The sequence below is a fragment of the Mycobacterium sp. genome (genome assembly GCF_050700595.1).
Taxonomy (GTDB): Bacteria; Actinomycetota; Actinomycetes; order Mycobacteriales; family Mycobacteriaceae; genus Mycobacterium.
Genome location: NZ_JBOHHI010000221.1, coordinates 1 through 11,940, shown reverse-complemented (window position 1 = coordinate 11,940; position 11,940 = coordinate 1). Strand labels below are relative to the sequence as shown.

Here is an 11,940-nt window from a genome sequence, read left to right as displayed (position 1 = left end):
GGCCCGACCGGAGCGCACAGGAAAAGCTGGGCAGACCAGCAGATACTTTATGCCCACACACCGACACGTACCATCACAACCGACCACTACAGCCGGACCTCAGCTCATCGGTGGATCGAGGCTTAGGACCATCGTGATGGTGACGAACGCCCCCTGACATCACACGTCGGTCTTCGTTAGCGTCGTGCACAGCGGCCGAAATGCCGTGGCAATTCGACGGTCTGGAGGAGCGGCCATGTCATCGCGCAACGGGCGGGCGGGAATTGTCGCCGCCATCGACGACTCGACGGCCGCTAAGGTCGCGGTGCAGTGGGCGACTCGCGAAGCGGAGTTGCGAAACATCTCACTGACGCTCGTGCATGCCGTCTCGCCGGAGGTCGCGACGTGGGTGGATGTGCAAGGGTTACCCCCCGGCCTGGCCCGGTGGCAGCAGGACCACGGTCACCGACTGCTCGATGACGCACTCAAGCTCGTTGAGCAGGCTTCTCGATCGGCAGGCCCCGCCGAGGTGCACACCGAACTGCTGCCGTCGGCAGCCGTTCCCACCCTGGTCGACCTTTCCAAAGACGCGGACCTGATCGTCGCGGGCGCCCGCGGAAGCCGTAAGTGGCCCGGCCGGCTTCTCGGTTCGGTTAGTTCCGGGCTGCTCCGGCACGCTCATTGCCCGGTTGCCATCGTCCACGACGAAGACCCCGAGATGCCGGATTCGGCCCAGGCGCCGGTACTGGTCGGAATCGACGGTTCGCAGGCATCCGAGCTGGCGACGGCGATCGCATTCGACGAGGCGTCGCGCCGCAACGTGGACCTGATCGCCCTGCACGCATGGAGCGATCTCCATGTATCCGAGTGGCCCGGAATCGATTGGCCGGCAACGCAACCAATGGCCGAGCAGGTGCTTGCCGAGCGCCTCGCGGGCTGGCAGGAACAGTATCCCGACGTGCAGGTACACCGCATCGTCCGCTGCGATCAGCCGGCGCGCCAACTCGTCGAACGCTCCGAGGAGTCCCAGTTGGTGGTGGTCGGCAGCCGCGGCCGCGGCGGGTTCGCCGGCATGCTGGTGGGTTCGGTCGGCGAAACAGTTGCTCAGTTGGCGCAGGTGCCGGTGATCGTGGCGCGCAGCGGGTGATCCAGCGGCTCGCCGAGGGTGAACCTGCCTACACTCCGTCGAGCTCGTCGAACACGGTCTGAGCGATCCGGAAGGCGCTGTTGGCAGCCGGCACGCCGCAGTAGATCGCAGTCTGCAACAACACTTCTTTGATCTCGTCGCGAGACAACCCGTTGCGCAGCGCGGCCCGAATGTGCGCCGCGAGTTCCACGTGGTGGCCGCGGGCGACCAACGCGGTCAACGTGATCATCGATCGGCTGCGACGGTCCAGTCCGGGCCGCGTCCAGATTGTGCCCCAGGCATATTCGGTGATGAAATCCTGAAAGTCGCGGGTGAAGTCGCTGACTAGGGCGTCCGCATGATCGACATAGGTCTCACCGAGCACCTCGCACCGCACAGCCACGCCGCGGTCATATCGGCTACTGCTCATCTCATCTCATCTCCACTTCCCCAACGTCGCAAGCACTGCGGCGATGCGGCCCGGCTGCTCGGCGGGTGCCAGATGTGCGGCATTGGCCACCTGGACGAATCGGCCACGGCGAACGTTGCTGGCGATGAACCGCACCGACTCGGGCGGGGTTGCGGTATCGTCCGCTCCGGCAACCGCGACGATCGGGGTATCGATCTCCCCGAGCCGGCCGCGGGTGTCGAAGGAGGCCAACGCCTCACAGGTGCGGGCATAGCCGTCGTCGTCCACCCCGCGTAACGCATCCAGCAGCGCCCGCGCGGACGCCGGGTCGCGCTCGAAAAACCCTGGGGCAAACCACCGCCGGACCGAGCCGGCGACCACTTCCCCGGTGCCCGCTGCCCTGACGATTTGCGCTCGCGACCGCCAGTCATCCGGGTCGCCGATCCGCGCCGCGGTGCAGATCAACGCCGCGGCCGTGATCCGCTCCGAATCCGCGAGCAGCAACTGCAGCCCGACCGCCCCGCCGACCGATACACCGGCATAGACGAACGGCCTTCCGCCCACGGCGCCATCCACCAGCCTGACGACCGCAGTGGCCAGATCCGCGACGGTGAAGGCGCCGCGCGGCGGCGGACTGGCTCCGTGCCCCGGCAGGTCCCAGCCGACGACGTGAAAACTGTGCGCCAGACGTTGTGCCGCAACGGACCATAACGAGTTGACCGATGTGCCCAGTGACGGACCGACGATCAGCGGCGGCAGGTTTGGGGATCCGCCCAGGTGGGATGCGCGGATCGCGGGGACGCTCACCGGTCATCCTCGAGAATACAGTGCGCGCGATCAAGGCTCGCGTCGATCAACGCATCGATAGCGCCGAAATAGGTTGACGACGGCGTCGTTTCGGCAAGCTCAGCGACGGCGCGTTGTTCGCCAAGTACATCGGCGGCATTGAGGTTAGCCGCCATCTGTTCGGGGTGCACCGCCAGCCCGGCGAGCAGTTCGCTGCACTGCGAGCCGGCGACAACAGCGCGGCGGGCCAGTGTGCGTAGGGTGTCCCATTCGGCATGCCAAGCGCCGGAAGGGCGTTCGTCGTGGGTCAGTGCGGCGGCGGTGTGCAGCGTCGCGGCCAGCGCGGGCGCGGCTATCGCGGCGCGCCGAATCAAGATGGAAAATACCGGGTTACGTTTGTGCGGCATGCTCGACGACCCGCCACGGTTGCCTGCGGCGGGCTCGCTCAGTTCGGCGATCTCGGGCCTTGCCAGGGTTACGACGTCCGACGCGATGTGGCCCCAGGCGTCCGTGCACCCGACGAGCGCGTCGGCGGCCGTTGTCAGCGGGGCCCGCGTGGTGTGCCAGGGCACTCGGATGTCCAAACCCAAAGTGGCCGCGGTGGCTTCCGCCAGCTGTATCGAAACCTGTGCGGGATTATCGTGGTTTTTACACAGTGTGGCCAATTCGGTTGTGGCGGCCAGTGTTCCGCCCGCACCGCCGATCTGTGCCGGACTCTTCAACGCGCTAAGTTGCCAAGCGGCATCGACGACTCCGTTCAGCCACGTCGCCGCTTTGGCCCCGAACGTGGTGGGCACCGCATGCTGGGTCAACGTGCGGGCCACCATCGGCGTATTCCGGTGCTTTGCCGCCAGAGCAGAAAGCGCCGAGATTTGCTCGGCCAGCTGGCTTTCCAGGTTGTCGATGACCTCTCGGGTGCTCAGCATGAGCGCCGTGTCGAGAACGTCCTGGCTGGTCAGTCCGCGGTGAATCCATCGGCCGACTGACGGATCGGCGCGCTCACGCAGCAGCGCAACCAACCCGATGACCGGGTTGCCGCCATCCTCCGCAGCGAGTGCAAGCATGTCGCTGTCCCGCGGTTCGGTCAGGCGCCGCAAGTCCGCGCCCGCCGCATCGGCCGGCGCCAGGCCGGCGCCGGCGAGCGCGTTCAGCCAGGCTGATTCCACGGCGACCATCGACTCCAACAAGGCCTGGTCGGTCATCAGGTCGCCGGCGCGCTGGTCGCCCGGCCACAGCAGATTGGTCATTCCCGATCACCGTAGTACGCGAGGAAAACCGTCTCGCGCTCGCCCTGCAGGTGGATGTCGAACCGGTACCCCGCAGACGCCCCGGTCTCGGTGACACACACCAACGTGCTTCGCTGCGCGACATCGAGCGTCGACAACAGCGGTTCGGCAGCCAGGTTTCCATCGGGCAGGTAGGCACGAGTGAACAAGCGGTCCAATAGTCCTCGGGCAAAGACGGTGATCGCGAAAAACGGGGCCCGCTCGGCCCCCGGCGGTCCGGGTCTCAGGGTGGTGAAGCCATAGTGGCCGGTGGCGTCGGTCGCGCATCTGCCCCACCCGCTGAACGCAGCACCGTCGCGCCGCAGCGAACCCGTCTGCTGGACGATCCCGCCATCCGGGCCCGGTTGCCAAAGTTCGACCAGCGCGTCCGGGACTCCGCCGCCGGCGCCATCGTACACGGTCCCGTACAACCGGACAGCACCGCCGTGTGCGTCGGTGACCAGCCGGCTGTCATCGAGATACGGCAGCGCGCAGTGGAAGAACGGCCCGACGGTTTGCGCGGGGGTACAGCGTAATTCATGCATAATTACTGCTGGCCAGCACGATGTCCCAGCGGTAGCCGGTCGCATACTCGGGCTGAGTGAGGTCGTGGTCGTAGGTGGCGAGAAGGCGTTGGCGCGCAACGGGGTCGACGATGGATTGGTAGATGGGGTCGAGTGCGAACAGTGGGTCACCCGGGAAGTACATCTGGGTGACGAGGCGCTGGGTGAATGCGCTTCCGAACACCGAAAAGTGAATGTGGGCCGGCCGCCAGGCATTTTGGTGATTGCGCCACGGGTACGGGCCCGGCTTGATGGTCACAAAGCGGTATGTCCCATCGGGCTCGGTCAGGCAACGTCCCACGCCGGTGAAGTTGGGGTCGATCGGCGCCGGGTGCTGGTCGCGGTGGTGGTTGTAGCGGCCGGCGGCGTTGGCTTGCCAGATCTCGACGAGCTGGCCGGGTACCGGCCGGCCCGCGGTGTCGAGCAACCGCCCGGTCACGACGATGCGCTCCCCGATCGGCTCGCCCGGATGGCCGACGGTGAGGTCGGCGTCAAGGGGGTCGACGTCTCGCTCACCGAAGCATGGCGCCGTGCGCTCGATGGCCTCCGGGTCGACGCGCACCAGGGCGGAACGCGGATGGCGCAGCGCGCTGCTGCGGTACGGCGGATAGTCGAGCCTTGGCTGCGACTCGTGTCCGCCGCGGTAGCCGGCTGCGATGCTCGCGATCTCGGCCGAGATCTCAGCTTGCGAAGCAAGGCGCTCCGGGGCCGCCGTCATGCGACCAGACGGTACCCGATTCCCCGGCGCCGCCTCGGCCATTCCACCGAGGCGCGGGCGCCGATCCAAGGTTGCGAGCGCCCGCGCCCCAGAAGATGTTTCAGCGTCATTGGCATGCCTGACCGCCACTGGCGGCCGAGTTGCCATTGACGCTTCCACCGGCCTGCGGCATTCTAGGTGACGGAATGTCTCTCTGCACAGCAGACAGCGAGCCCCTGTACCTCAGATAGGAGGACGCGTGACCGACCAACGCCTCGTCTTCGACAACGTTCGACGCGGGATGATTCCCGCGCACATCTACAACAGCAAAGAGATCTTCGAGCTGGAAAAGGAGCGGCTGTTCAGCCGCACCTGGCTGTTCGTCGCCCACGAATCGGAGATTCCGCAGAACGGCGACTACGTGGTACGGCGGGTGCTGAGCGATTCGTTCATCATCGCCCGTGATTCCGACGGCAAAATCCACGCGATGTTCAATATGTGCCTGCACCGCGGAATGCAGGTGTGCCGCGCCGAGATGGGCAACGCCTCCAACTTCCGCTGCCCGTACCACGGCTGGACGTACCGTAACGACGGGCGGCTCACCGGCCTTCCGTTCCACCGGGACGCCTACGGCGGCGACGACGGATTCGCCAAAAGTGGCCAAACTCTGCTGCCTGCACCCAATCTCGCGAGCTACAACGGCCTGATCTTCATCAGCATGGACCCGAATGCCGAGCCGCTGGACGACGTCCTGGGCGACTTCCGGTTTTATCTGGACTACTACACCAAACAGAGCCGACATGGCGTGGAGGTGCGCGGGCCACAGCGCTGGCGGATCAGCGCGAACTGGAAGATCGGCGCAGAGAACTTCGCCGGGGACATGTACCACACCCCGCAGACCCATACGTCGATCGTCGAAATCGGGCTGTTCCGTGAGCCCAGGGCCCAAAAACGTAAGGACGGGGCCACCTACTGGGCCGGTCCGGGGGGTGGAACCACCTACAAACTTCCGCCGGGCGGCTTCGACGAACGGATGCGCTATGTCGGCTACCCCGACGAGATGATCGACCGCGTCAAAGATGTCTGGTCACCACAACAACAACAAGTAATCGGCGAGGATGGGTTCATGATCTCTGCCGCCACCTGCTTCCCCAACCTGAGCTTCGTGCACAACTGGCCCAAGGTGGCGGACGGTGAAAATAGCGAAGAGGTGGTGCCTTTTATCTCCATCCGGCTCTGGCAACCGATCAGCGAGAACGAAACCGAGGTGTGCTCATGGTTCGCGGTGGACTCCGCGGCGCCGCCGGAGTACAAGAAGAAGTCCTATAAGGCATATCTGATGTGTTTCGGATCGACGGGCATGTTCGAACAGGACGACGTGGAGAACTGGGTGTCGTTGACCACTACCGCGGGCGGTTCGATGGCGCGCCGGCTGCTACTCAACAGCCGGATGGGTCTGCTCGCCGACGACCGTCCCGTCATCGACGCGTTGCCGGCCACGGCGTTTCACGGGCCGGGACGCGCCCAAGTCGGCTACAACGAGCACAACCAGCGCGAGTTACTCAAACGGTGGGCCAATTGCCTCGAAATCCCGGCTCCGACGGCGGCGTCGGCATGACCCGCACCGACGAGCTCGCCGGGGCAGTGGGAAACCCTCTGCCGTTCAGCGATACTCGGCACCTGCAAGCACATCAGTTCCTGGTCGACGAAGCCTATCTGCTCGACACGCAGGATTACCAGGCGTGGCTGGACACCCTTACCGACGACGTCCACTACCTCATGCCGGTGCGAGTCACCACCGCGCTGGGTGCCGGATTCGACACGTCGCCGGGGATGGCGCACTTCGACGAAGACAGGTACTCGCTGAGCCGACGGGTCGCCCGGTTCCGCACCGAGCATGCCTGGACCGAGGACCCGCCGTCGCGGCTGCGTCATCACATCAGCAATGTGCGTACGTTCGCAGGAGCCGACGACGCCCATCTACACGTCGAATCCGCTGAGCTGCTGTTCCGCAGCCGCGGCGACGTCAACGAGGCTGCGCTGCTTTCCTGCGGGCGCCACGACGTGTTGCGTCGCGAAGGTGACCAATTGAAACTCGCGCGCCGAACGATCATGGTCGACGAGTCAGTGTTGCGCATGCAGAACCTGGCGGTGTTCTTGTGAACGAAACTATAACCGTTGCAAATGAATTCACCGAGGTACAGGTGCGCCGCGTCGATACCCGCAATGGGTCGCGGCTGCTGATCACCGCCCCCAAATCCGGACGGTCGATCAGCCTGGATGCACTCGAGGTGGAGGCACTGACCTGGCAAACCCCCGACACGCTGGCGGCGATGGTCGGCAACATGGGACCACGACCGTGACCGGCTGGCTGGAGGGCAAGCGGGCGCTGGTGGTCGGCGCCGGATCCGGCATCGGCCGGGCTGTCGTGGATGCCTTCTGCGCTGAGGGGGCGAAAGTTGCGGTGCTGGAACGTGATCACCGCAAATGCGCCGCGTTGCGGATGAACTGCCCGAATGTTCCGGTGGTCGAAGGCGATGCGGTCACCCGCGACGCCAACGAGCTGGCCGTCGCGGCCGCAGTCGAGGCGTTCGGTGGCCTCGACACCCTGGTCAACTGTGTGGGAATCTTCGACTTCTACAAGGGCATCCTCGATGTCGCCGCCGACGACCTGCCCGCCGCGTTCGACGAGATGTTTCGGACCAACGTGCTCAGCCATCTGCAGTCGGTCAAAGCGGCCGTGCCGGCGCTGCAAGCCGAAACCGGATCGTCCATCGTGCTGGCCGAATCCGCGTCGTCGTTCTATCCCGGACGCGGCGGTGTGCTGTACGTGGCGTCGAAGTTCGCGGTGCGCGGTCTGGTCAGCACGCTCGCCCATGAACTGGCGCCGCGGATCCGGGTCAACGGCGTGGCGCCCGGCGGCACGCTGAGCACCGACCTGCGCGGGCCGGCCAGCCTCGGGCTCGGCGACGTTCGCCTCGACGACACACCCGGACGGGCGGGTGATCTCGCGGCGCGCACACCGCTGAACGTCGCGCTGTCCGGCGCAGACCATGCGTGGAGTTTCGTGTTCTTCGCCTCGGACCGCTCCCGTGGGATCACCGGCGAAACCGCGCACTCCGACGGTGGATTCGGGCTGGGAGTGGGCAAGTGAGCGATCAGCTCGATGAGCTGCGCGCCCTGGTCGCGTTGGCGTGCCGGGTGGCCGCAGCGCGGGGGCTGGCCGACGGCATGCTCGGGCACCTGAGCTTCCGCGTCGACGACGAACTCCTGCTCATCCGGTGCCGCAGCGACACCGACACCGGCGTGGCGTTCACCCGGCCGGACGACATCCGGCTGATCCGGTTGGACGGCAGCCCCGGCGCCGCGGGCGAACTCGATGGCTACCGGGTGCCCAACGAACTGCCGATCCACGTCGAAACACTGCTGGCCGACCCGCGACACCGGGCGGTCGCACATCTGCATCCGCCCGCCGTCGTCGCCGCCGATCTGGCCGGCATCACGATCCGACCGATCTACGGCGCCTACGACATTCCCGGTGCATGGCTCGCCCGCGCCGGGGTACCGGTCTACGAACGCGCGGTGCTGATCCGAAACGCCCGGTTGGGCAAGGAGATGGTGGCCGCGATGCGCGGCCTGCCGGTGGTGATCTGCCGTGGCCATGGGATCACCAGCGCCGCGTCCAGCGTGCAACAGGCGGTACTGCAGGCGATCAGCCTCGACGCGCTGGCCCGGATGGCGCTGCGGGTCCGTTCGGCGGGTGGCACGCTGCGCGAGATCGACGACCGGGATTGGGACGAACTCCCCGACTTGGGGCGCGGTTTCACGGTCGAGGCAGCGTGGCGGCACGAGGTGGCCCGCTGTCAACCCAACTGATCGCCAATTTCCTTGGCCGCCTCCAGAAGTGCGGCGGCCACCGAAGCATATTGCGACTTGGCGAGCCGGTGCTGCGGCGCCGCGGCGTTGAGCGCCAGCCGCAGTCCGGGCGCCCGGGCTGGTATCGGCACTGCCACCGAAGCGACGCCTTCCTCGCTCTCTTCGCGGTTGACCGCATAGCCCTGTTCACGAATGCGGGACAGCTCGGCTTCCAACGCGCTGCGGGTGCCGATCGACCGATCGGTGATGCGCTCCAGCGCCTCGTCGGGCAAAAGCTGGCGCAATTCCGGTTGCGGCAACTGGGCCAGCATCGCCTTGCCGGTCGAGGTGCAGTGCGCCGGCATGGTGTAGCCCAGCCGAGACGCCACCCGCACCGCGGTCGGGCCCTCGACCGCGGCGATGAAGCGAACAGCGGCGCCGTCGAGCATTCCGACATGAACGCTCTCGCGCAGGCGTTCGCTCAGCGTTCGCATGATCGGCGTGGCGGTTCTGGCGATATTCAGGCGACCGAAGACCGCAAACGCCACCCCGGTCAGCGCCGGACCCGGCAGGTAGGCCTTCGAGGCCGGGTCCTGCCGCACGAAACCGCGGTAGGCCAACATCGCCAGCAGCCGGTGTGCGGTCGACGACGCAACACCCAGGTACCGGGTCGCTTCACTCAGCCGGATTTCGGGCTGCTCCCCCAACAGCAGCAGCAGCTTCAGCGCCTTATCGACCGATTCGATCGGGTAATGGGGCGCCACCGGGTCGGTGGCCGCCCGCCGGCTTCTCTGCATAGCAGAAACGTTACCTGCGTGGCGGTCGCTACTATCGGTATACATGGGTACTGACCGAATCCGTATGCTGCTCGCGGATGTCGACGGCACGTTGGTGGATCAACAGAAGCAACTCACCGATGCGGCGGTGGACGCGGTGCGCAAGCTTCACGACGCCGAGGTGCTGTTCGCCGTCACCAGTGGCCGGCCGCCCAAGGGGATGGCGATGCTGATCGATCCGCTGGACCTGCAAACACCGCTCGCGGGGTTCAATGGCGGCATCTTCGTGCAACGGGACATGACGGTCATCGAGCAGAAAACCCTTCCGGCCGATCTCGTCGCACCCATCGCCGAGGTGATCAGCTCCTTCGACCTGGACGTGTGGATTTACCAGGGCGCCGACTGGTATGTCCCGGACCCGGACGGCCCGCACGTGGACCGGGAGTCACGAACCGTTCAATTCAAGCCGAAGGTCATGAAGGACGTGACCGATCACACCGAGTCGGTCGCCAAGATCGTCGGAGTAAGCGACGACCACGACGCCATCAAGGCCGCAACCAAAGCGGTCCAAGACCGGTTCGGGAACCACGTCGCCGCGTCGCCGTCGCAGCCGTATTACCTCGACGTCACCCACCCCGAGGCGAACAAGGGGTCGGTCGCCAAATACCTGGCGGCGCGCTACGAACTGCGGCCCGATCAGATCGCGACGATCGGTGACATGCCCAACGACATCATGATGTTCGAACACTCGCGCCTGACCATCGCCATGGGAAACGCCGACGAGAAGGTCAAAACGGCGGCTGCCGAGGTGACCGACGGCAACGACGACGACGGTTTCGCCAAGGCGGTCGAACGCTTCATTCTGCCGGAGGCTTAAAGCATCACCGTCGAAATCAGCGACAAGGCGATGCCGCAGATCGCCTACCGCCGTTACGTCGCGATCGGCGACAGCCAGACCGAGGGACTGTGGGACGGCGACGACGCCGAAGGGCTCATGGGGTTCGCCGACCGCCTGGCCGCCCGGCTCGACGCACTGTATCCGGGGCTGCAGTACGCCAACCTCGCCGTCCGCGGCAGACGGATCCGTGACATCGTGCAGGAACAGCTGCCCCGAGCATTGTCGATGCGACCGGACCTGATCACCGTGTGCGTGGGAATGAACGATGTCACCCGGCCGGGGCGCTCGTTCGACCAGGCGTTGATCGACCTCGAAGAGCTGTACCTGCGGCTCGCCGACTCGGGGGCGACCGTGGTGACAACGACTTTTCCCGACGTCGCCAAACTCGTGCCGGTCGGCCGCCTGCTCGCACGGCGGGTCACTCGCATCAACGACACGATCCGCACCGGCGCCGAACGGCACGGGTTCGGACTCGTCGACCTCTACACCGCACCCGCCATGCAAGACCTGGATACCTGGAGCCTCGACCGGATACACGCATCAACCAAGGGGCACATTCTGTTCGCGGCTGCAGCCGCGGAAGCACTCAATTTGCCGTCGAGCAACCATGATTGGGCACGGTCGAGTGGCGCCGTTACGCAACTCTCGCCGGCGGCGCGGGCTCGCGCCCAGTTGCGGTGGACGCAGAACCTGCTTCTCCCGTGGATCGTGCGACACCTGCGCGGGCGATCGTCGGGCGACGGGCGAGAAGCCAAACGTGCGCACCTGAAAAGCGTCGCGGTGCACCGGGTCGCCACCAATGGACCCGGTCGGGCATCCTTGTCGCATGAGCCATGAGATGGGGGCACCACCAGCTTGCGGGGGAGAGTGGCGCGGATGAGCGTAGACGTCCTGTTGCACTCGATCCCACCGCTGGCGGTGTACCTCATCGTCGGCGTGGTGGTCGGGGTTGAGAGCCTTGGGATCCCGCTCCCCGGTGAGATTGTGTTGGTCACCGCCGCGCTGTTGTCTTCCCGGCACGAGTTGGCGGTCAGCCCGTTGGGAGTCGGCGCTGCCGGGGTGATCGGCGCCGTGGTGGGCGACTCGATCGGCTACACCATCGGCCGCCGTCTGGGCATGCCGCTGTTCGACTGGCTGGGCCAGCGGTTCCCAAAGCACTTCGGTCCCGGACACGTTGTGCTTGCCGAGCGGATTTTCCTACGGTGGGGATCCCACGCGGTGTTCTTCGGCCGATTCATCGCGCTGCTGCGCATTTTCGCCGGACCGCTGGCCGGGGCGCTGAAGATGCGGTACGCCCGATTCCTGTCGGCCAATGTCTCGGGCGCCATTTGTTGGGCGGGCGGGACGACAGCTTTGATCTACTACGCCGGCATGGCGGCCGAGCGTTGGCTTGAACGCTTCTCCTGGATCGCTTTGGTGGTCGCCGTCGTGGGCGGAATCACCGCCGCGGTATTGCTCCGTAAACGCACTTCCCGGATGATCGCCGAGTTCGAGGCCCAGCACTATCGGGAGTCCGGCAGCACTACCGGCTGAGCCGCTGGACCTGGTCGAACACCTGCAGCAAAAGCTCGTTGACGGATTTGCCA

At 66.1% G+C, this 11,940-nt stretch carries 15 protein-coding genes; 9 read left to right on the top strand and 6 right to left on the bottom strand.

All coding sequences use genetic code 11. The features are described from left to right. Positions 1–235 precede the first annotated feature (235 nt). Positions 236–1,126, top strand: coding sequence for a universal stress protein (locus ACRDTL_RS20190; protein ID WP_431508470.1), 891 nt, complete (start codon positions 236–238; stop codon positions 1,124–1,126). Positions 1,127–1,154: 28 nt separating this feature from the next. Here the strand turns inward: ACRDTL_RS20190 and pcaC are convergent, their stop codons facing one another. Genes pcaC through pcaH form a run of 5 tightly spaced genes read right to left on the bottom strand, consistent with a single transcriptional unit; the run spans position 1,155 to position 4,846 of the window. Then, positions 1,155–1,535: a 4-carboxymuconolactone decarboxylase gene (gene pcaC, locus ACRDTL_RS20185; protein WP_431508469.1), complete on the bottom strand. Its 381-nt coding sequence runs from the start codon at positions 1,533–1,535 to the stop codon at positions 1,155–1,157. A 6-nt stretch (positions 1,536–1,541) separates the two neighbouring features. Continuing rightward, on the bottom strand, positions 1,542–2,321 hold the full coding sequence (locus ACRDTL_RS20180; protein ID WP_431508468.1) for an alpha/beta fold hydrolase: 780 nt from the start codon (positions 2,319–2,321) through the stop codon (positions 1,542–1,544). Further along, positions 2,318–3,547, bottom strand: coding sequence for a lyase family protein (locus ACRDTL_RS20175; protein ID WP_431508467.1), 1,230 nt, complete (start codon positions 3,545–3,547; stop codon positions 2,318–2,320). Before ACRDTL_RS20175 ends, ACRDTL_RS20180 begins: the two co-directional genes overlap by 4 nt. Next, positions 3,544–4,110 (bottom strand): protocatechuate 3,4-dioxygenase subunit alpha, encoded by a 567-nt coding sequence (pcaG, locus tag ACRDTL_RS20170; protein ID WP_431508466.1) that lies wholly within the window; start codon positions 4,108–4,110, stop codon positions 3,544–3,546. Before pcaG ends, ACRDTL_RS20175 begins: the two co-directional genes overlap by 4 nt. Next, positions 4,103–4,846: a protocatechuate 3,4-dioxygenase subunit beta gene (gene pcaH, locus ACRDTL_RS20165; protein WP_431508465.1), complete on the bottom strand. Its 744-nt coding sequence runs from the start codon at positions 4,844–4,846 to the stop codon at positions 4,103–4,105. The genes pcaG and pcaH overlap by 8 nt, the downstream gene beginning before the upstream one ends. 280 nt (positions 4,847–5,126) lie before the next feature. Here pcaH and ACRDTL_RS20160 point away from each other — a divergent pair, with 280 nt between their 5' ends. Genes ACRDTL_RS20160 through ACRDTL_RS20140 form a run of 5 tightly spaced genes read left to right on the top strand, consistent with a single transcriptional unit; the run spans position 5,127 to position 8,701 of the window. Further along, positions 5,127–6,443, top strand: coding sequence for a Rieske 2Fe-2S domain-containing protein (locus tag ACRDTL_RS20160; RefSeq protein ID WP_431508471.1), 1,317 nt, complete (start codon positions 5,127–5,129; stop codon positions 6,441–6,443). Next, positions 6,440–6,988, top strand: coding sequence for a 3-phenylpropionate/cinnamic acid dioxygenase subunit beta (locus ACRDTL_RS20155; RefSeq protein WP_431508464.1), 549 nt, complete (start codon positions 6,440–6,442; stop codon positions 6,986–6,988). The genes ACRDTL_RS20160 and ACRDTL_RS20155 overlap by 4 nt, the downstream gene beginning before the upstream one ends. Further along, a complete protein-coding gene (locus ACRDTL_RS20150; RefSeq protein WP_431508463.1) occupies positions 6,985–7,188 on the top strand; it encodes a dihydrodiol dehydrogenase in 204 nt (67 codons plus the stop codon). The genes ACRDTL_RS20155 and ACRDTL_RS20150 overlap by 4 nt, the downstream gene beginning before the upstream one ends. Then, positions 7,185–7,979, top strand: coding sequence for a 3-(cis-5,6-dihydroxycyclohexa-1,3-dien-1-yl)propanoate dehydrogenase (gene hcaB / locus ACRDTL_RS20145; RefSeq protein ID WP_431508462.1), 795 nt, complete (start codon positions 7,185–7,187; stop codon positions 7,977–7,979). The genes ACRDTL_RS20150 and hcaB overlap by 4 nt, the downstream gene beginning before the upstream one ends. Then, positions 7,976–8,701 (top strand): class II aldolase/adducin family protein, encoded by a 726-nt coding sequence (locus tag ACRDTL_RS20140; RefSeq protein ID WP_431508461.1) that lies wholly within the window; start codon positions 7,976–7,978, stop codon positions 8,699–8,701. Before hcaB ends, ACRDTL_RS20140 begins: the two co-directional genes overlap by 4 nt. Here the strand turns inward: ACRDTL_RS20140 and ACRDTL_RS20135 are convergent. Further along, positions 8,689–9,477 (bottom strand): IclR family transcriptional regulator, encoded by a 789-nt coding sequence (locus ACRDTL_RS20135; RefSeq protein WP_431508460.1) that lies wholly within the window; start codon positions 9,475–9,477, stop codon positions 8,689–8,691. The genes ACRDTL_RS20140 and ACRDTL_RS20135 overlap by 13 nt on opposite strands. A gap of 43 nt (positions 9,478–9,520) precedes the next feature. On the opposite strand from ACRDTL_RS20135, the gene ACRDTL_RS20130 reads away from it, so the two are divergent. From ACRDTL_RS20130 to ACRDTL_RS20120, 3 genes are read left to right on the top strand one after another with little or no spacing between them, the layout of a single operon-like run. Next, the gene (locus ACRDTL_RS20130) at positions 9,521–10,333 is read left to right on the top strand and encodes an HAD family hydrolase (RefSeq protein WP_431508459.1); all 813 of its coding nucleotides are present in this window, start codon (positions 9,521–9,523) and stop codon (positions 10,331–10,333) included. Between the two features lie 30 nt (positions 10,334–10,363). Continuing rightward, the gene (locus tag ACRDTL_RS20125) at positions 10,364–11,191 is read left to right on the top strand and encodes an SGNH/GDSL hydrolase family protein (protein ID WP_431508458.1); all 828 of its coding nucleotides are present in this window, start codon (positions 10,364–10,366) and stop codon (positions 11,189–11,191) included. Between the two features lie 39 nt (positions 11,192–11,230). After that, positions 11,231–11,887 carry a DedA family protein gene (locus ACRDTL_RS20120; protein ID WP_431508457.1) on the top strand — a complete coding sequence of 219 codons (657 nt, stop codon included), beginning with the start codon at positions 11,231–11,233 and terminating at the stop codon, positions 11,885–11,887. The last annotated feature ends 53 nt before the right edge of the window (positions 11,888–11,940 follow it).

Excerpts from the sequence above, each read along its gene's own strand:
- ACRDTL_RS20190 (WP_431508470.1), top strand. The coding sequence starts at position 236 with ATGTCATCGCGCAACGGGCGGGCGGGAATTGTCGCCGCCATCGACGAC.
- pcaC (WP_431508469.1), bottom strand. The coding sequence starts at position 1,535 with ATGAGCAGTAGCCGATATGACCGCGGCGTGGCTGTGCGGTGCGAGGTG.
- ACRDTL_RS20175 (WP_431508467.1), bottom strand. The coding sequence starts at position 3,547 with ATGACCAATCTGCTGTGGCCGGGCGACCAGCGCGCCGGCGACCTGATG.
- pcaG (WP_431508466.1), bottom strand. The coding sequence starts at position 4,110 with ATGCATGAATTACGCTGTACCCCCGCGCAAACCGTCGGGCCGTTCTTC.
- pcaH (WP_431508465.1), bottom strand. The coding sequence starts at position 4,846 with ATGACGGCGGCCCCGGAGCGCCTTGCTTCGCAAGCTGAGATCTCGGCC.
- ACRDTL_RS20160 (WP_431508471.1), top strand. The coding sequence starts at position 5,127 with ATGATTCCCGCGCACATCTACAACAGCAAAGAGATCTTCGAGCTGGAA.
- ACRDTL_RS20155 (WP_431508464.1), top strand. The coding sequence starts at position 6,440 with ATGACCCGCACCGACGAGCTCGCCGGGGCAGTGGGAAACCCTCTGCCG.
- ACRDTL_RS20135 (WP_431508460.1), bottom strand. The coding sequence starts at position 9,477 with ATGCAGAGAAGCCGGCGGGCGGCCACCGACCCGGTGGCGCCCCATTAC.
- ACRDTL_RS20130 (WP_431508459.1), top strand. The coding sequence starts at position 9,521 with ATGGGTACTGACCGAATCCGTATGCTGCTCGCGGATGTCGACGGCACG.
- ACRDTL_RS20125 (WP_431508458.1), top strand. The coding sequence starts at position 10,364 with ATGCCGCAGATCGCCTACCGCCGTTACGTCGCGATCGGCGACAGCCAG.
- ACRDTL_RS20120 (WP_431508457.1), top strand. The coding sequence starts at position 11,231 with ATGAGCGTAGACGTCCTGTTGCACTCGATCCCACCGCTGGCGGTGTAC.